Here is an 18,788-nt window from a genome sequence, read left to right on the forward strand (position 1 = left end):
CCCGAGAAGCGGCGGGCTCCGGCCTCCGAGATTACGGCACCGGTCCCCTGCCGGGCACATCCCACGGGTAAACCGGCTCCCGGGGTGGCGGCCGGACAGTCGTACGGGTCCGGCCGCCGCCGGCGCCTGGTGGCTACGAGATTCTCACCGGGTTCACCACGTCCGCGACCAGTACCAGCAAGGTGAAGCAGATGAAGACTCCGGCCACCACATAGGCCACCGGCATCAGCTTCGCCACGTCGAACGGGCCGGGGTCGGGGCGGCGCAGCAGCCGGGCGAGATTGCGGCGCAGCGACTCCCACAGGGCGCCCGCGACATGCCCGCCGTCGAGCGGGAGCAGCGGGAGCATGTTGAAGAGGAAGAGGGAGAGGTTGAAGCCCGCGACCAGCATCAGCGCCATGGCGAGCTGCTGGGTGGGCGGGATGTCCAGGGTGAAGATCTCACCGCCGACGCGGGCCGCGCCGACCACGCCCATCGGGGAGTCCGCCTCGCGCGGGCCGTCGCCGAAGGCGGCGTCCCACAGGGCCGGGACCTTGGAGGGGAGGGCGGCGAGGGAGTCGACGGCGTCAGCGACGCGGTCGCCCATCCAGGTCACCGAGGAGCCGAGGTCCTGGCGGACGATGCCGGTGGCGGCGCTGAAGCCGAGGAAGCCGGCGCTGACGTACTCGCCCGGGACGATCTGGCCGCTGGAGTCCTTCTTGGCGACCTGGTTGGTGGCGATCGTGGCGTGCAGGGTGATGTCCTGGCCGTCGCGCTCGACGACGATCGGCACCTCCTTGCCGGGGTTGGCGCGGATCAGGTCCGACAGTTCGTTCCAGTCGTCGGTGCGGACTCCGTCGAAGGCGACGATCTTGTCGCCGGCCTTGAGTCCGGCGGCGGCGGCCGGGGATGCCTGGTCGGCGGCCGTGCAGGTGTCGCGGTTCTCGCTCTGCGCGATGACGCACTGGGAGACCGAGGAGACCGCGGTGGTCTGCTGGGAGATGCCGAAGCCCATCAGGACGGTGAGGAACAGCGCCACCGCCAGGATCAGGTTCATGAAGGGGCCCGCGAACATCACGATGACCCGTTTCCAGGGCTTGCGGGTGTAGAACATGCGGGTCTCGTCGCCGGGCTTCAGCTCCTCGAAGGCGGCCGAGCGGGCGTCCTCGATCATGCCGCGCCACGGGGAGGTGGAGCGGACCTCGACCTTGCCGTCCGGGCCGGGCGGGAACATGCCGATCATGCGGATGTATCCGCCGAAGGGGATGGCCTTGATGCCGTACTCGGTCTCGCCCTTCGTGCGGGAGAAGATGGTCGGGCCGAAGCCGACCATGTACTGCGGCACCCGGATGCCGAAGAGCTTGGCCGTGGACAGATGCCCCAGCTCGTGCCAGGCGATCGAGATCAGCAGGCCGACCGCGAACACGACTATGCCGAGGATCATCATCAGGGTCGTCATGCACGCGCCTCCGCGGTGGCTTTCTGTGCTGTCAGTTCCCGGGCCCGGGCCCGTGCCCAGGTCTCCGCTTCGAGTACGTCCGACACCGTCAGGGAAGTTCCCGAATCCGGGGTGCCGTGTTCCTCGACCACCCGGGTGACGGTATCGATGATGCCGTTGAAGGGCAGGGCGCCGGTACGGAACGCCTCCACGCACTCCTCGTTCGCGGCATTGAACACCGCCGGGGCGGTGCCCGCGAGCGAGCCGACATGCCGGGCGAGGTTCACCGAGGGGAACGCCTCGTTGTCCAGCGGGAAGAACTCCCAGGCCGACGCCTTGCTCCAGTCGAAGGCGGGTGCCGCGTCGGGAATGCGTTCGGGCCAGCCCAGACCGATGGCGATCGGCCCGCGCATGTCCGGGGGCGTCGCCTGGGCCAGGGTGGAGCCATCGGTGAACTCGACCATCGAGTGGACGTACGACTGGGGGTGCACGACGACCTCGATGCGGTCGAAGGGGATGTCGTACAGGAGGTGGGCCTCGATGACCTCCAGGCCCTTGTTGACCAGGGTCGCGGAGTTGATCGTGATCACCGGGCCCATCGCCCAGGTGGGGTGGGCGAGGGCGTCGGCGACGGTGACGTCCGCCAGCTCCGCGCGCGTACGGCCGCGGAAGGGGCCGCCGGACGCGGTGACCACCAGTTTGCGGACGTCGGCGCGGGTGCCGGCGGCCAGGGCCTGGAAGAGCGCCGCGTGCTCGGAGTCCACCGGGATGATCTGGCCGGGCCGGGCCAGCGCCTTGACCAGCGGGCCGCCCACGATGAGCGACTCCTTGTTGGCGAGCGCGAGGGTGCGGCCCGCCTCCAGGGCGGCGAGGGTCGGGGCGAGGCCGATGGAGCCGGTGATGCCGTTGAGCACGGTGTGGCAGTCGGAGGCGGCGAGCTGGGTGGCCGCGGTGGGGCCGGCGAGGATCTCGGGCAGCGGCTCCCCGGGGCCGTAGCGGGCGCTCAGGGCGGCGCGCAGCGCCGGGACAGCGTCCGTGAGGGCGACCGCGACGGTCCGGGCCCCGAGGCGGTGGGCCTGCTCGGCGAGGAGTTCGGCGCGGGAGCCGTTGGCGGAGAGCGCGGTGACCTTGAAGCGGCCGGGGTTGCGCAGCACGAGGTCGATGGCCTGGGTGCCGATCGAGCCGGTGGACCCGAGGATCACCACGTCCTTGGGGCCGTCTCCCGCGACGGGGTCGTGGACGAGGTACGGGTCGGCTAGGGGGCGGGCTGGACTGTCGCTCATTCCCCCATTCTTGCCGCATCCGCTGTCCGGCCGGACAGGGTGGCCCCCGGGGAGAAGGTCCGGCGCCGCACATACACGAAAATCACTCATTGTGGAGTGGTGGTGAAGATCGTGTGATACGACTTCAGTTCGCGAGCCGGTGGACCGCCGGCCTCCGCAGTAGACATCCTTGGGGGGATCTCTCCATGCGCATACGCGCTGCCCTGACCGTGCCCGCTCTCGCGGGCGCGGTCCTGCTCACCGGCACCCTGCTGTCCACCCCGGCCCAGGCGGCCGGCGGTGTGGTGCTGTACCACGCGTGGTTCGACAGCCCCGGTTCGGACACCGGCTCCACCGCCAGCCTGAACGGCGAGTGGGTGGAGATCAAGAACACCAGCCCTTCCGCCATCTCGCTCAAGGGCTGGGTGCTGAAGGACGCCGCCAATCACAAGTACGTCTTCCCCAATGTGAAGATCGCCGCGGGGAAGACGATCAAGATCCGTACGGGTACGGGGAACGACACGGTCACGAACAAGTACCAGGACCGGCGGGCCTATGTCTGGAACAACACCAGTGACACGGCGACGCTGACCAAGGCGAACGGGTCGAAGGTGGACACGTGCTCGTGGACCACGCGGGATCCCAGCGACAAGTGGTGCTGAGCGGGTCCGTTCCCGGGTGCGGGTGCGTGGGGGCTGGTCGCGCCCACGCGGCGGAGCCGCATATCGATACAGCCCCGCGCCCCTGGGGCGTCGGGCTCAGCTGATTTTCCGGTGGACGTTCTCCTGTGCGGAGGCTCCTGGGGTTGCGTCTGCGATCCAGGGGCCCTCGCCCGAGGGGTCCACGATGCCCTGTTCCAGCCATTCGTACTGGCCGGCCAGGACGTTCCTCACCACCTTGCGGTCCCTCTCGTCCGTGTTGGACCACAGGTGGGTGAAGAGGTCTTCCACGCGCAGGCGGGACTGGTGGCAGAAGGCGTCGGCCAGTTGGTACGCCTCGCGGCCGTGGTCGCCCTGGGTGCGCAGGAGTTCGGCGCGTACACAGGCCGCGCTCATGGCGAAGAGTTCGGCGCCGATGTCCACGATCCGGCCCAGGAAGCCCTGTTTGGTCTCCATGCGGCCCTGCCAGCGGGACATGGCGTAGAAGGTGGAGCGGGCCAGCTTGCGGGCCGCGCGTTCGACGTAGCGAAGATGCGGCGAAAGGTCGATGCCGTGTTTGAAATCACCGTAGGACGTGGGGAGTTGACCGGGGCCCGCGACCAGTTTCGGTAGCCACCTGGCGTAGAAGAGGCCCGCCTGGGCGCCCGCCCTCGCCTTGTCCTGGAGGGACTTGTCGGGGTCGATGAGGTCGCCGGCGACGGAGAGATGGGCGTCGACGGCCTCGCGGGCGATGAGCAGATGCATGATCTCGGTCGAGCCCTCGAAGATGCGGTTGATGCGCAGGTCGCGCAGCATCTGTTCGGCGGGGACCGCGCGTTCGCCGCGCGCCCGGAGGGACTCGGCGGTCTCGTAGCCCCGGCCGCCGCGGATCTGGACCAGTTCGTCGGCCATCCGCCAGGCCATCTCGGAACCGTAGAGCTTGGCCAGGGCGGCCTCGATGCGGATGTCGTTGCGGTCCTCGTCGGCGAGCTGGGAGGACAGGTCGAGTACGGCCTCCAGGGCGAAGGTGGTGGCCGCGATGAAGCTGATCTTGGAGCCGGCGGCCTCGTGGAGGGCGACCGGCTTGCCCCACTGCTCGCGGACCGCCGACCATTCACGGGCGATTTTCAGACACCATTTGCCGGCGCCGACGCACATCGCGGGCAGCGAGAGACGGCCGGTGTTGAGGGTGGTCAGGGCGATCTTGAGGCCGGCGCCCTCGGGGCCGACGCGGTGCGCGGCCGGGACCCTGACCTGGTGGAAGCGGGTGACGCCGTTCTCGATGCCGCGCAGGCCCATGAAGGCGTTGCGGTGCTCGACGGTGATGCCCGGTGAGTCCGCCTCGACGACGAACGCCGTGATGCCGCCCTTGTGGCCGTCGCTCCTCGGCACGCGGGCCATCACGACGAGGAGGTCGGCGACCACGCCGTTGGTGGTCCAGAGTTTCACCCCGTCGAGGAGGTAGTCGGCCCCGTCCGGGACGGCCGTCGTGGCGAGGCGGGCCGGGTCGGAGCCGACGTCGGGCTCGGTGAGCAGGAACGCCGAGACATCGGTGCGGGCGCAGCGCGGCAGGAAGGTGTTCTTCTGCTCCTGGGTGCCGAAGAGCTTGAGCGGCTGGGGTACGCCGATCGACTGATGGGCGGAGAGCAGCGCGCCCAGTGCCGGGCTGGTGGAGCCGACCAGGGCGAGGGCCTTGTTGTAGTGGAGCTGGGTGAGGCCCAGACCGCCGTACTCGGTGTCGATCTTCATGCCGAGGGCGCCGAGTTCCTTGAGGCCGTTCACTACCTCGTCCGGGATGCGGGCGTCCCGTTCGATGACGGCGGGGTCGATCCGGGTCTCGCAGAAGGTGCGCAGGTCGGCGAGGAAGCGCTCGCCGCGGCGGACGTCGTCGTCGTCCGGGAGCGGGTGGGGGTGGATGAGGTCGAGGCGGAAGCGGCCGAGGAAGAGTTCCTTGGCGAAGCTGGGTCTGCGCCAGTCCTGCTCCCGGGCCGCCTCCGCCACCTGACGGGCCTCGCGCTCGGAGACGGTGGGTTGGGTGGGGCCGGTGGGGCCGGTGGGGTCGGTGGGGCCGGTGGGTCCTGGGGGCTGGGTGGGACCTTTGGGTCCGGTGGGATCTGTGGGATCGGTGGGGTCTGTGGGCCGGGTGGGGGCTGCGGACATGACGCTCACCTCGCCGTGCATCGGGATCTCGGTCCATGGGGCGGGCTGTGACCCCATGGGGTCACCGACGGGTGCTACCCGTTCGTGGTACCTGATCCCGGGCCGGGCGGCCACCTTGCGCGGGGCCGTTCGGCCGATGTCCGCGGGCCGCCGCGCGGGGGTGGGGGCGCGGAAACGGGTGCGGCCGGAGCCCCCGCACAGTGGGCTCCGGCCGTGGGGTGGGGTGGGCGTCAGAGGGCCAGGCCGGTGAGGACCAGGACGCGCTCGTAGGTGTAGTCGTCCATCGCGTAGCGGACGCCCTCGCGGCCGACGCCGGAGAGCTTGGCGCCGCCGTACGGCATCTGGTCGGCCCGGTAGGAGGGGATGTCGCCGATGATCACGCCGCCGACCTCCAGGGCGCGGTGGGCGCGGAAGGCGGTCTGGACGTCGTGGGTGAAGACGCCGGCCTGGAGGCCGTACTTGGAGGAGTTGACGGCCGTGAATGCCTCGGTCTCGCCGTCGGTCCTCTGGACGGTGAGGACCGGGCCGAAGATCTCCTCGCGGGCGAGGGTGGCGTCCGCCGGTACGTCGGTGAGGACGGTCGGCGCGTACGAGGCGCCGTCGCGCTTGCCGCCGGTGAGCAGGGTCGCGCCCTTCTGGACGGCCTCGTCGACCCAGGACTCGACGCGCCTGGCGGCGTCCTCGCTGACCAGCGGGCCGACGTCGGTGGTGTCGTCGGAGGGGTCGCCGGTGACCTGGGCCTCGACGGCGGCGACGATCTTCGGGAGGAGACGGTCGTACACCGCGCTGTCGGCGATCACGCGCTGCACGGAGATGCAGGACTGGCCGCCCTGGTAGTTGGAGAAGGTCGCGATGCGGGTCGCGGCCCAGTCCAGATCGGCCTCGGAGGCGTAATCGGCGAGCACGACGGCCGCGCCGTTGCCGCCCAGCTCCAGGGTGCAGTGCTTGCGGGGCACGCTGTCCATGATCGCGTAGCCGACCTGCTCGGAGCCGGTGAAGGAGATCACCGGGAGGCGCTCGTCCTGGACCAGGGCGGGCATGCGGTCGTTGGGGACCGGGAGGATGCTCCAGGAGCCGGCCGGGAGGTCGGTCTCGGCGAGGAGTTCGCCGAGGATCAGGCCGGAGAGGGGGGTGGCCGGGGCGGGCTTGAGGATGATCGGGACGCCTGCGGCGATGGCCGGGGCGATCTTGTGGGCGCACAGGTTGAGGGGGAAGTTGAAGGGCGCGATGCCGAGGACGACGCCCTTGGGGAAGCGGCGGGTCAGGGCGAGGCGGCCCTGGCCGCCGGCGTCGGTGTCGAGGCGCTGGGCGTCTCCGCCGTTGAAGCGGCGGGCCTCTTCGGCGGCGAGGCGGAAGACGGAGATGGCGCGGCCGACCTCGCCTCGGGCCCACTTGAGGGGCTTGCCGTTCTCGGCGGTGATGAGCTGCGCGATCTCCTCGGCGCGGGTTGCCAGGCGGCGGCTCACGTGGTCGAGGGCGGTGGCGCGTACGTGGGCCGGGGTGGCGGCGAAGTCCTCGCGGACGGCGTGGGCGGTGGCTACGGCCTCTTCTGTCTGGGCGTCGGTGGGGATGCTGACCGTGCCGACGGTTCGGTTGTCCCAGGGGGAGGTGACGGCGAAGGTGTCTTCGCCGGTGGCCTCGCGGCCGGCGAGCCAGAAGGTGTGCGTGGCGGTCATTGTGGGGTCCGGCCCTTCCGCGAATGGGGTTGTGCGCGTGGTGCTTCCACCGTAGGGGTGGGGGGTGGGGGGCGGTGGTTGTCCGATGTGTAGTGGTGGGGGTGGGGGGTGTGCCGGAATGTCGTATGGGTGGGGAGCTGGGGGTGGGGGGTGGGGTGGGTTGTGGGGTGGGTGCGGGTGGGTGGGGGCTGGTCGCGCAGTTCCCCGCGCCCCTGGGGGGGTGGGGTGAGCGGGGGTTTTCAGGGCTAGCCGGGGTCGGGCTCCGAGGGGGGGCCGGTCGTTGTGTGGGTGCGGGGCCGTGGGGGCTGGTCGCGCAGTTCCCCGCGCCCCTGAGGGGGTGGGGGTGAGCCGGGGGGGGCAGGGTGGGCTTGTGAGGGGTTGGGGGGATCGTACGGTGAGGCAGAATTGGGGGTGGTCGTTCGTACATGACGGCTAATCGTCAATCGCTGACCGCTTGCCCGTCGCCGATCTGAAGGCCAGGCCCCGGATGCCACCGACGCTCGCCTCCCTTGCCCAGCACTCCGCGCTCCGGCTGACCGTGCGGGCCGGGCAGGATCGGCTGGACGTCCCTGTGCGCTGGGCGCATGTCAGTGAGCTGGCCGATCCGGTGCCGTACATGGAGGGCGGCGAGCTGCTGCTGGTCACCGCCCTCAAGCTGGACGCGGAGAACCCGGAGGCCATGACCCGGTATGTGCGCCGGCTGGTCGGCGCGGGTGTGGTCGGCCTGGGCTTCGCGGTCGGCGTGAACTACGACGAGGTCCCCCCGGCCCTGCTCGACGCCGCCGAGCGGGAGGGGCTGCCGTTGCTGGAGGTGCCGCGCCGTACCCCCTTCGTGGCGATCACCAAGGCGGTGTCGGCGGCCCTCGCCGCTGACCAGTACCGGGCGGTCACCGCGGGCTTCGCCGCCCAGCGCGAACTGACCCGCCAGGCCCTGTCCGGCGGCCCCGAGGGCCTGCTCGCCGCCCTCGCGGGCCAGCTGGACGGGTGGGCGGCGCTGTACGACGCCTCGGGCGCCGTCGTCGCCGTGGCCCCGAGGTGGGCGGGGCGCCGGGCGGCCCGGCTCACCGCCGACGTCGAACGCCTGCGCGACCGCCCGGCCCCCGCGAGCGCGGTCGTCGGCGGTCCCGAGCACGAGGACCGCGTCGAACTCCACTCCCTGGGCACCGGCCGCCGCCCGCACGCCGCCCTCGCCGTCGGCACGGCCGCCGCCCTGGGCACGGCCGAGCGTTACGCGGTCCACTCGGCCATCGCCCTGCTCACCCTCACCACGGAACGCTCCCGCGCCCTGCACGCGGCGGAGCAGCGCATAGGCACGGCGGTCCTGCGCATGCTCCTGGCGGGCGAACCGGACCACGCCCGGGCGGTGGCGGGCGACCTGTACGGCCCACTCCTGGACGCCCCCTTCCGCCTCCTCCTGGCGGAGGGCCCGCCTGCCTCCATCGCCCCGCTCCCCGAAGCCCTGGAGACGGCCGCCGCGCACGCCGGTGAGGTGATCCTCGTGGTCCCCGAGGGGGAGCGTCTGGTGGTCCTCGCGGCGGACGGGGGCGTGGTGGCGACGTCCTGCGCGGACCAGGTGGGCGGCGCCCGGGACGAGGACGCCGTGCTGTCCATCGGCATGTCGGCCCCCACCGGCCCCACGGCCACGGCCACGGCGTACAAACAGGCCGAGCAGGCCCTGTCCGTCGCCCGGCGCCGGGGCAGGACCCTGGTCGAACACGACCAGCTGGCGGCGGGCTCGGTCCTCCCCCTCCTGGCCGACGACGCCGTACGAGCCTTCGCCGACGGCCTGCTGCGCGCCCTCCGCGACCACGACGCCACCGGCCGGGGCGACCTGGTGGCCTCTCTCCGTGCCTGGCTCTCCCACCACGGCCAATGGGACGCCGCCGCCGCCGACCTGGGCGTCCACCGCCACACCCTGCGCTACCGCATGCGCCGGGTGGAAGAGATCCTGGGCCGCTCCTTGGACGACCCGGACGTCCGCATGGAACTCTGGCTGGCCCTGAAGACAACCCCACCGGACAACCAGTAGGACAACCGGTAAGACGCCCCCCGCCCCGCCGCCGGTCAGGCTCCCAGCTCCACCAGGCCCGGGGGCGCGTGTTCGCCGCGGGCGTCGGTCAGGGACAGCACCGCGTGGCCGGGGGGCAGCTCATGGGCGAGCTGGGACGCGGACCAGCGTTCGCGTTCCACCTGGCGGACGGTGACCGCGTCCGTGGTGACCGCCCGGCCGGTGACCAGTTTGCGCAGGGCGTGGATCGCGCGGGTCATCGGCTGGTCGGCGAAGACGGTGTGCTTGGCGACCTCGCGGGTCTCCACCCACTCGGTGCCCCACGCCTGCGCGAACCGGCCGCCGTCCCAGGTGCTCACCCCGGAGAACGCCATCCGGCAGCCGACGGCCGCGAACAGCGGACCGTGCAGCGGCTCCGGTACGTCGCCGATGGTGCGCAGCGCCAGCACCACCCCGGCGTTCTGCGACCGCAGCCGCTGGACGCGGCGGACCGACTCGGCGGTGACCGTGCCGGTGGCGTCGTCCAGGACCAGGGCGGCGAAGTGCGCGCGCCGCCCGTCCCGTACGACCGCCGTGAACTGGGCGAGGACCAGGCGGGTGAGCAGCCGGGACGCCTCCTCGTGGCCGCGTTCGGGGAGGTCGATACGGACCCGGAGGGGGTGGTGGGCGACGGCCCGCAGGGAGAAGGGGCGGGGGGTGGCGCCGCCTGGGCCGCCCCGGCCACCCTCGCCGCCTGGGCCGCCCGCGCCGAAGAAGTTCGCGAACACCGGGCGGTCCAGCAGGGCCAGCCGGCCGGCGAGGGCCGGGCCGACGTCGGCGGCCGTGCCGCTCTGCCGGATCCGGGCGTCCAGTTCGCGCCGCATGACCGGGTGTCCCTCGCCGGGCAGCGCGTCCCGCAGCGCGGTGAGGGCGGCGGGCTCGCCGTCGAGCAGTTCGCGCAGCACCGGCAGCGGCGGGAAGCGGCCGTGCACCGCGCGGTACGGGCCGAGGAGCTGGGCGAGGGCGGTGGCGGCGCTCTGGTTGCCGATCGCCTCCACGTCGCCGACGAGCGCCTCGGCGAGGATCCCGGCCGCGTCGTCGGGGTCGTCGGCCTCGGCGTAGGGGTCCAGGTCGTGCAGGGAGGCGGGGTCGCCGATCCGTACCACGACGTCGTACGACGTGTCGGGGCCGAGCCGGGTGCCCGCGGCCGAGACGGCGACGACGGAGCCGGCGCCGGTGAGCGCGCCGAGCGCGAGGGACTCGACGACCGGCTCGATCAGCCGCCGGGTCTTGCCCGCGCCGGACGGGCCGACCACCAGCAGGGACGTGGCCAGCACATCCGGGCCGAGCGCGGCGCCCGCGCCCCGGTAGGCGGCCGGGACCCGGTCCCCGGTGCTCCACCGCCCGATCCGTACCTGCCCCGCGAGCGGATCGTGCGGGACGGTACGGCCCGGGAGGTCGCGGGCGCCGGAGGGGTGCGCCCAGGCGGCGGCGCCGTGCCGGAGCACCGTGTCCGTGAACGCCGCCTGGCCGGTGCCGTCCTTCCCGGCGCGGGTCCAGGCACGGTCGACACGGGCACAGTCGACGTCGTTCATCCGGCCGGTGTGGACCTCGGCGGTGAGCAGGTCGGCCGCCTGGCGCTGTCCGGCGCGGCGCAGCTCGGGCCACTGCGAGCGGGGCGGCTCGACGGGCCCGGCGACCGGCTGCCGCTCCCGGCGGGCGGTGAGCAGGGCGCGGGCGTACGGCAGCCAGCCGCCGATCCGGGCGAAGGGCAGCACCACCAGCAGGGTGATCAGGCCGTACAGGGAGTCGACGAAGAGCTGGGAGGTGAACAGGTCGTAGCCGCCGGAGATGAGGACGACCAGCGAGAACAGGGGGGCGACCACGGGCAGCGGGTCCCAGCCCGCGCCGGGGAACGCGTCCGGGAAGACGAGGCTCAGCACGATCAGCGCGGCGAGCAGCGCGAGCAGGGCCCGCGCGGGCTGCGGGCGGCGTCCGATGTAGTACCGGATCACCTCGGGCCAGCTGCCGAGGCGGCCGACGCCGTAGACGAGCGCGGCGAAGAAGACCCCGTCGTAGACGACCCGGGCCTCGCTGCCCTCCATGCCCTGCGGCGAGGCGATCGTGCCGCCCCACCACCAGTCGTCCGGTGTGACCAGCCGCAGCGGGGCGAACTGGTACGGGAGCCCGCCCTGCCGCCACAGCGACCACAGGAGCAGCCCCACGACGAGCGGGATCAGCAGCCCGACGACGGTGATCGGCGCCAGCCGCTCGGCCCCGCCCGCGTCCTGCGCCGGACGGTGCCCGAACCGCCAGATCCCGGGGCGGGCAGCGGGCCGGGGGGTGTCCAGCCAGCCGGCCATGGCGGAGGGGGGCGGGGGGGTGCCGTACGCCTCCGCGGGCAGCGGGGTGGTGCCGTACGCCTCCGCGGGCAGCGGGGTGGTGCCGTACGCGTCGGGCACCGGCCGTTGGTGGGGCGGCGTGCCGTACGGGTCGGCGGGCGGCCTCGGGGGAACCCCCGGCGCCCGGTCCGGCCGGGGCGGTGCCGGGGACGGCCGGGGCGGTACCGCGGACGGCCGGGGCGGTACCGGGGACGCGTCCGGTGGTGCCGCCGGGCGGGGTACGGGGTCGGCGTGCGTGCCCCGCGCGTCCTGGGTCCCGTCGCTGTCCATCGCCTTGCCCCCTGAGCAGCCGTTCCGTCCACCGTCCGCGAGTCAATCTAACGCCCCCGCAAGGGGAGTTCACCGCATACGCGGCCGGGTCCCGGCGGACCCCTCGCCCGGCGGCCGGTGGCGGGTATGTCCACCGCGGACAACCCGCCCCGCCGAAAACGCCCACATGGAGCATGCCCAGCCCCCGCCGACCGCCCTAGCCTGCGAGAAAAAGAAGGCAAGCGTCCGAAAAGCACCACCCTCGACCTGCCCCGAACGCACGATCACAGGGAGCCCCCATGACCGCACTTCCGCAGGAGCGCCGCGTCGTCACCGCCATTCCCGGCCCGAAGTCGCGGGAGCTTCAGGCCCGCCGTACCGCGACGGTCGCCGCGGGCGTGGGCTCGGTGCTGCCGGTGTTCACCGCGCGGGCGGGCGGCGGCATCATCGAGGACGTCGACGGCAACCGGCTGATCGACTTCGGTTCCGGTATCGCCGTGACCTCGGTGGGCGCCTCCGCCGAGGCCGTCGTACGCCGGGCCGCCGCGCAGCTCGCCGACTTCACCCACACCTGTTTCATGGTCACGCCGTACGAGGGCTATGTGGAGGTCGCCGAGGCGCTCGCCGAGCTGACGCCGGGCGACCACGCCAAGAAGACCGCGCTGTTCAACTCGGGCGCCGAGGCCGTCGAGAACGCCGTCAAGATCGCCCGCGCGTACACCAAGCGGCAGGCGGTCGTGGTGTTCGACCACGGCTACCACGGCCGTACGAACCTCACCATGGCGCTGACCGCGAAGAACATGCCGTACAAGCACGGCTTCGGGCCGTTCGCGCCCGAGGTCTACCGGGTTCCGGTGGCCTACGGCTACCGCTGGCCGACCGGTGCGCAGAACGCCGGGCCCGAGGCCGCCGCGCAGGCCATCGACCAGATGTCCAAGCAGGTCGGCGCGGACAACATCGCCGCGATCATCATCGAGCCGGTGCTCGGCGAGGGCGGGTTCATCGAGCCGGCCAAGGGCTTCCTGCCGGCCATCGTGAAGTACGCCAACGACAACGGGATCGTCTTCGTCGCCGATGAGATCCAGTCCGGCTTCTGCCGTACCGGGCAGTGGTTCGCGTGCGAGGACGAGGGGATCGTCCCGGATCTGATCACCACCGCCAAGGGCATCGCGGGCGGGCTGCCGCTGGCCGCCGTCACCGGTCGCGCCGAGATCATGGACGCCCCGCACTCCGGTGGCCTGGGCGGCACCTACGGCGGCAACCCGGTCGCCTGCGCGGGCGCGCTCGGCGCCATCGAGACGATGAAGGAGCTGGACCTCAACGCCAGGGCGCGGCACATCGAGACGGTCATGAAGGGCCGGCTCACCGCGATGGCGGAGAAGTTCGACATCATCGGCGAGGTCCGGGGCCGGGGCGCGATGATCGCGATCGAGCTGGTCAAGGACCGTACGACCAAGGAGCCGAACCCGGAGGCGGCCGGTGCGCTGGCCAAGGCGTGCCACGCCGAGGGCCTGCTGGTCCTGACCTGTGGCACCTACGGCAACGTGCTGCGCTTCCTGCCGCCGCTGGTGATCGGCGACGACCTGCTGACCGAGGGCCTGGACATCATCGAGCAGGCGTTCACGCGCGTCTGAGGCGCGTCGGGGCAGCTCAGCGGTCGTGCGGGGGCAGCTGCGGACGGCCCCCGCACGGCGGCACGGGTGTGAAGAAGGTGTGCGCGGTGGATGGCGGGACGCGGTTCGGGGTGTCCTCGCCGGATCCCCTGTCGTAGGTTCGTCCCGGATGAGAGAGACACCCGTCCACAGGGGACTGTGGGCGGTATCAGGCCGGGGCCTCCCCAGCTTCGACCTGGTCGTGCCTCGCGCACGCACCCGGGGCCTCGGCTCCGGAATCTCTTCAGGATCGGACGGTCGCCCGCCCCACACCCCCCGGGGCGTGCGACGATCCTTTCCGGACGGCCGACGCGGAACACCACCGTGACGCCCGCGAGAGCGGCTCACGGGGGTTGCCCCGGACGGCACGCCCATGAAGGGCCGGCACACACCCCCCCGTGTGCCGGCCCTTTGGCGTCCCAGGGTCTTCGATGTGCCGGTGCCTTCTGGGTTCCTGTTCCTGAGTTACGTCGCTGGGTTCCTGGGATGCCCGGTGGGTTCTTGGGACACCCGCTGGGTTCCTGGGATGCCGCCGGACCCGTACGACGGTGATTTCCGGCCGTCGGAGGGCTGGACGGCCGGCCGCCCCGCTCCGCGCCCGTCTCCCGGTCATGCCCCCGTCGCCGCCCTCTGTGCGCCGCCTGTCCGCCCTTCCCCGCGTCGTGCGGTACGCCGGACCCTGTGGCGTCGTGACCCCATCGGGAGGGAGACCCTGCGATGTCCACGAGCGGTCGCGTTGTCCTGCGGGAACTGGCCCATCAAGTCGGCGGCAGCTTCGGGGAGCCGGTCGACGCGATGTTCACCCGGCTCGCCGACGGACCACCGGGCGGCGTCGGCTGGGGTCCCGCGGACTCGGTGGCGGCCACCCCGGACGAGCACGGTGCCTGGCGGCTGGCGACCCGGCGCTTCCAGGAGACGGTGGTGGCGGCCGAGCGGGCGCGGGCGGCGGCCCGTACGAGTCTGCGCAACCGGTTCCTGCCGGGCGCGGCCCGGCGACGGGCGCTGGCCGCCGAGCGCTGCCGGGAGGTGCTGCGGGGCGCGGTGCGGGCGTACCGGCCGGTGATCGCGGAGATCGAGCGGCGCCGCGCCGCCGAGCAGGCCGAACGGCGGCGCCGGCAGCAGGAGCTGAACCGGCGGTGGCGGGAGCGGGCCGAGCGGGACGCGACGCGCCGGCGGGAGCAGTCGAAACGGCATCTGGTGGTCGCCGCGCAGGCGGTGTGGGGGTGGACGCTCACCGAGCGGGGCGGGGCGCGTGAGGTGTGGGTGTACCGGTACGACGTACCGCCGTCGGGGCGGCCCGGTGATGCCGTGCGGGGTTCGGAGGAGCCGCTGACGGCGGTCGGCCTGGAGCGCAGGCTGAAGGCGCTGGCGCGGGAGGCCCGGCCGGGGCGGCTGGTCTGCCGGTGGGACGACCGGGCGACGATGCGGGTGGCGCGCGAGTGCACGGTGGACGAGCTGGCGGGCAACTTCGCGATCTGGTGGAGCGCGGTGACGCACTCGTACTGGGAGTCGCCGTCGGAGATACCGGAGGGGCGGAGCGGGCGGGGGGCGTCGTCGCTGTATCTGCGGGCGCGGATTCCGCATCCAGGGGCTTAGGGGCTGGGGCTTAGGGGCGGGGGCTCAGGGGCCCTCGTCTGGATTGGCTAGATTGGCGTTAGTCCAATCTGGACGTACGGTGGGGGCATGTCCGAGGCATGGTCGAGTGCGCGTCCCGGGTCGGGGCGTATGGGGGTGCGGGCGCCCGAGCGGGTGGGGCGGGTCCGGCTGGGCGATGGGCGGGGGCTGGGCTGGGCGGAGTGGGGGCCGGAGCCGGGGGTGCCCGTGCTGCTGTGCTCCGGGTCGGCGACCGGGCGCCGGCTGGGCCTGGACACGGATGCCGTGGCCGCGCTCGGGGTGCGGCTCGTGACCGTCGACCGGCCGGGGCTGGGGGTGTCCGACGCGCTGCCCGGCTGGACCCTGCGGGACTGGGCCCAGGACATCGGGGAGTTGGCCCGGATCCGCGGGCTCGGCCGTTTCGCCGCCGTGGGCTACTCGATCGGCGGGCCCTTCGCGCTGGCCTGCGCGGCGGCGGGGCTGACGGCCGGGGTGGCCGTGGTGTCCGGGACGGACGAGCTGGCGCATCCGGCGTTCGGGGGCCTGCTGGAGCCGGAGGCACGCTTTGTCCTGCGGCGGGCGGCGGAGGATCCGGAGAAGGCCGGGCGGCTGCTGGCCGAGGCGGCGAGTGCGGAGGCGTTGTTCGAGGTGGTGACGGGCGTGCCCGGGGAGCACGATCGCCGGGTCTTCGGTGATGCGGGGTTCCGGCGGGCGTACCGGCGGGCGCTGGCGGAGGGCTTCGCGCGAGGGCCGGGTGGGTACGCCCGCGAGACGGTACTGGCGGCGACGCGCTGGCCGTTCGACCCGGCGGACATCCGGGTGCCGGTGGATCTCTGGTACAGCGCGGACGACGGGAACCCCTTCCACTCGCCGGACCTCGGGGCCACTCTCGCCGCGCGGATCCCGGGCGCGCGGCGGCATGTGCTGGCGGACGCGGGTACGGCGCTGCCCTGGACGCATGCGCGGGAGATCCTCGGGACGCTGCTGGACGGGACACCGCCGGACGGGACACTGCCCGACGGGACACTGCCGGGCGGTCACATTTGACACAATCAAGATGGTGCGCATCCTTGACGATGAGTCCGTCGGAGAAGTGGGGCACATCATGGACACGGAGCAACTGGCCGGTGACATGCTCAAGGGCAAGGGGATGCGCAGTACGTCCCAGCGCCGCGCTGTGCTGACCGCCCTGCTGGGCAATCCGCACTCGACCGCGTCGGAGATCGAGGCGCGGATCGGGGTGGGCCGGGGCGCCCCGAGCGGTCTGTCCCGGCAGGGCCTCTACAACGTGCTGGAGGATCTGACCAGGGTCGAGCTGATCCGCTGTATCGAGCCCGCGGGCTCCCCGGCCCGCTTCGAGCTGCGGGTGGGCGACAATCACCATCACCTGGTGTGCCGCAGCTGTGGCCGGATCGAGGACGTCGATTGCAGTGTGGGCGCGGCGCCGTGTCTGGACCTCGTCGAGAGCAAGGGTTTCGTCGTCGACGAGGCCGAGATCACGTGGTGGGGGCTGTGCGGTGACTGCCGCCGCTTCAAGGAGGCGGCGCGTACGACGTCGTGACCTCCGTCGGGGGTTCAGTCCCGTCGGGGCTGGGGCCGGGGCCGGTAGACACCGGCCAGCACGGAGACGGTGAGGCGTCCTTCCCGCGGCAGCCATCCGTCACCGACGGCATCCGCGTGCCTCAGATGCCGCGCGTTCGGGGTCATCGCCACGAGGTCGCGGGCCTCACGCCCGGTCAGCTGGATCCCGTACTCGATCCGCTCGGTGCGGACGGGTGCGAAGTACGGGTCCAGGGTCCGGCTCAGTCGGGTCTCCTTCGCCGGGTCGACCGTGACCGCCGTCGGCAGTCGCTCGCGTAGTTCGGTGAGGTGACGGGCGGTCGGGCGGACCACGATGAGCCGTCCGTCCGGGCGCAGCACCCGGTGGAACTCGGCCGGGTTGCGCGGCGCGAACACGTTCAGCAGGACATCGGCCGCCGCGTCGGCCAGCGGGAACGGACGGAAGACGTCCCAGGCCACCGCCGCGGCCCTGGGGTGCGCGCGGGCCGCCTTCCGCAGGGCGGGCACGGAGGCGTCCAGGCCCAGGCCGCGGGCGCCGGGGAGGGCGTCGAGCACGGCGGCGAGGTAGTGGGCGGTGCCGCATCCGGCGTCCAGGATGGTGGGGCGGTCTGGCGGGGCGTCCGCGACGGTACGCCGGTCAGGCGCGGCGTCGGCCGCCAGGTCGCTCACCGCGCGGTGGAGGGGGGCGTAGTGGCCCGTGGCCAGGAAGGCGGTGCGGGCGCTGACCATGGCCTGGGTGTCCGCGCTGGTTGCACGGGTGCCGGTGAGGAGCGCGGCGTAACCCTGGCGGGCGAGGTCGAAGGTGTGGCCCGCCGGGCAGCGCAGGGCGCGGGCGACGGGGCGCAGTCCGGCACCGCAGGGTGGGCAGCGGAGCAGGTCGAGGATGCGGTCGAGGGGGGCGGGGAGAGGGGGGATGAGCTTCGGGGTGGGCTGAGAGCTGGGCAGCGGCGTGGGCATCGGCACTCCGGGCTGGGGTGAGGTGGAGGCGGTCGCGCCGGGTGGGCGCGACGAAGAGGGCGACGTCGGGTGACGTCGCCCTCGGGGCTCCCGGTCACAGGAAGCGGTGCGGGGTGCTCACGAATGCCACGCCCGAAGTGTACGAGTCGGTCACTCGGGCCAGGCCGAGTTCTGGATGACGTCGACGAAGTCGAGGTGGCGGTAGCCGGGGACGAAGTGCTCCAGGACATCGGCGTTGACCGTGCCGAAGGTGGTGTCGGGGCGGTGCCGGAAGCCGTCGGTGAAGGTTTGGAGGATGCGGTTCTTGAAGTCGGGGCGGGGGTGGGCCTCGGTCACCTCGGCGATGTCCGCGGCGGTGAGATTGCCCAGGCGCATGCCGAGCACGTCCGTCTCCACTCCGGCCGTGGTCGCGGCGATCTCCGGGGCCATCTTCCACGGCACTTCCGGGGTGGTGTGCAGGGCGATGGCGGTCCAGACGAGCCGCGCGTCGGCCTCGGAGAAGGAGTGGTCCCGCAGAAAGGCGCGGGCCTGATCGGCGCCGTCGAGTTCGAACCGCTGGTCGTCGCTGCGGTAGGGCGGCACCAGACCGGTGTCGTGGAACAGCGCGGCGACGTAGAGCAGTTCCGGATCGGGTTTCAGGTCCAGGGCGCGGGCCTGGAGGGTGCCGAAGACGAACACCCGGCGGGAGTGGTGGAAGATCAGGGAGGTGGTGGTGGCCCGGATCAGTTCGGTGGCTTCGGTGACGACGGTGGTTTCGGGGATCTCGACACCCGCGATGACCTCACTCACGGGGAACTCCAATCGATGCGGTGACCGGTGGCGATATGTCAATGGTCGCCCGGTAATGGACCCATTCACATCGCAGGGACGGCCCTCGCGCCCTCGGTTCCGGACATCACCGGGGGCGGGTCAGTACGCGGTCTCCGCGGTGTGGCAGGCGGTGCAGACGAACCGGCGGGCGGGCACCGGGCCGGTGGACACCCCCATGCCGTTGACCTGGGAGATGAGGGAGGTGAGGACACGGGCGTGGTCCTGGCAGGCGGCCAGTCCGCAGCGCGCGCAGACGCCGATGGCGGGCGTGCCGGTGCGGTCCTCCAGGACACAGTCGTAGCAGGTCATGGTCAACTCCATTGCGGGGATCGGCACTTGGCCGGACGGGGCGCGCGCCGCTCGACACCGAGGGCGGCGGGGAGGGGGGAGGGGGTGTGCCCTGATGTCGCCGGGCTGCCTGACTC

General features: G+C 72.8%; 14 protein-coding genes. 6 read left to right on the plus strand and 8 right to left on the minus strand.

What is annotated here, in order from left to right:
- Nucleotides 1-133: 133 nt before the first annotated feature.
- The gene (locus tag ACFRFC_RS15520) at nt 134-1,426 is read right to left on the minus strand and encodes a M50 family metallopeptidase (RefSeq protein ID WP_382690137.1); all 1,293 of its coding nucleotides are present in this window, start codon (nt 1,424-1,426) and stop codon (nt 134-136) included.
- Nucleotides 1,427-1,434: 8 nt separating this feature from the next.
- Nucleotides 1,435-2,700 (minus strand): 1-deoxy-D-xylulose-5-phosphate reductoisomerase, encoded by a 1,266-nt coding sequence (gene dxr, locus ACFRFC_RS15525; RefSeq protein ID WP_382690035.1) that lies wholly within the window; start codon nt 2,698-2,700, stop codon nt 1,435-1,437.
- A gap of 185 nt (nt 2,701-2,885) precedes the next feature.
- On the opposite strand from dxr, the gene ACFRFC_RS15530 reads away from it, so the two are divergent.
- Entirely contained in the window at nt 2,886-3,341 is a 456-nt protein-coding gene (locus ACFRFC_RS15530) for a lamin tail domain-containing protein (RefSeq protein ID WP_382690033.1), read from the plus strand.
- A gap of 96 nt (nt 3,342-3,437) precedes the next feature.
- Here the strand turns inward: ACFRFC_RS15530 and ACFRFC_RS15535 are convergent, their stop codons facing one another.
- Together ACFRFC_RS15535 and ACFRFC_RS15540 are read right to left on the minus strand one after the other, a co-directional pair.
- A complete protein-coding gene (locus tag ACFRFC_RS15535) occupies nt 3,438-5,477 on the minus strand; it encodes an acyl-CoA dehydrogenase family protein (protein ID WP_382690031.1) in 2,040 nt (679 codons plus the stop codon).
- A 230-nt stretch (nt 5,478-5,707) separates the two neighbouring features.
- Entirely contained in the window at nt 5,708-7,153 is a 1,446-nt protein-coding gene (locus tag ACFRFC_RS15540; protein ID WP_382690029.1) for an aldehyde dehydrogenase family protein, read from the minus strand.
- Between the two features lie 487 nt (nt 7,154-7,640).
- Between ACFRFC_RS15540 and ACFRFC_RS15545 the strand changes: the two genes are divergently transcribed.
- Nucleotides 7,641-9,182, plus strand: a complete 1,542-nt coding sequence (locus ACFRFC_RS15545) for a PucR family transcriptional regulator (protein ID WP_382690135.1) — start codon at nt 7,641-7,643, stop codon at nt 9,180-9,182.
- Nucleotides 9,183-9,217: 35 nt separating this feature from the next.
- On the opposite strand, the gene ACFRFC_RS15550 is transcribed toward ACFRFC_RS15545, so the two are convergent.
- Entirely contained in the window at nt 9,218-11,812 is a 2,595-nt protein-coding gene (locus ACFRFC_RS15550) for an ATP/GTP-binding protein (RefSeq protein ID WP_382690027.1), read from the minus strand.
- Nucleotides 11,813-12,090: 278 nt separating this feature from the next.
- On the opposite strand from ACFRFC_RS15550, the gene gabT reads away from it, so the two are divergent.
- The 4 genes from gabT (at nt 12,091) to ACFRFC_RS15570 (ending at nt 16,597) form a co-directional block, all read left to right on the plus strand.
- Nucleotides 12,091-13,425 (plus strand): 4-aminobutyrate--2-oxoglutarate transaminase, encoded by a 1,335-nt coding sequence (gene gabT, locus ACFRFC_RS15555; protein WP_382690024.1) that lies wholly within the window; start codon nt 12,091-12,093, stop codon nt 13,423-13,425.
- A 735-nt stretch (nt 13,426-14,160) separates the two neighbouring features.
- A complete protein-coding gene (locus ACFRFC_RS15560) occupies nt 14,161-15,039 on the plus strand; it encodes a hypothetical protein (RefSeq protein WP_382690022.1) in 879 nt (292 codons plus the stop codon).
- An 87-nt stretch (nt 15,040-15,126) separates the two neighbouring features.
- A complete protein-coding gene (locus tag ACFRFC_RS15565) occupies nt 15,127-16,083 on the plus strand; it encodes an alpha/beta fold hydrolase (protein WP_382690020.1) in 957 nt (318 codons plus the stop codon).
- 58 nt (nt 16,084-16,141) lie between these two features.
- Nucleotides 16,142-16,597, plus strand: a complete 456-nt coding sequence (locus tag ACFRFC_RS15570) for a Fur family transcriptional regulator (RefSeq protein WP_382690133.1) — start codon at nt 16,142-16,144, stop codon at nt 16,595-16,597.
- Between the two features lie 14 nt (nt 16,598-16,611).
- Here the strand turns inward: ACFRFC_RS15570 and ACFRFC_RS15575 are convergent, their stop codons facing one another.
- The 3 genes from ACFRFC_RS15575 to ACFRFC_RS15585 all read right to left on the minus strand — a co-directional run bounded on the left by ACFRFC_RS15575 (nt 16,612) and on the right by ACFRFC_RS15585 (nt 18,672).
- Nucleotides 16,612-17,553 carry a putative RNA methyltransferase gene (locus tag ACFRFC_RS15575; protein ID WP_382690018.1) on the minus strand — a complete coding sequence of 314 codons (942 nt, stop codon included), beginning with the start codon at nt 17,551-17,553 and terminating at the stop codon, nt 16,612-16,614.
- 150 nt (nt 17,554-17,703) lie between these two features.
- Nucleotides 17,704-18,342: an HD domain-containing protein gene (locus ACFRFC_RS15580; RefSeq protein ID WP_382690016.1), complete on the minus strand. Its 639-nt coding sequence runs from the start codon at nt 18,340-18,342 to the stop codon at nt 17,704-17,706.
- Nucleotides 18,343-18,462: 120 nt separating this feature from the next.
- Entirely contained in the window at nt 18,463-18,672 is a 210-nt protein-coding gene (locus tag ACFRFC_RS15585) for a DUF2180 family protein (RefSeq protein ID WP_382690014.1), read from the minus strand.
- Between the last annotated feature and the right edge of the window lie 116 nt (nt 18,673-18,788).

It is taken from the genome of Streptomyces sp. NPDC056734 (assembly GCF_042790455.1).
Classification (GTDB): Bacteria; Actinomycetota; Actinomycetes; order Streptomycetales; family Streptomycetaceae; genus Streptomyces.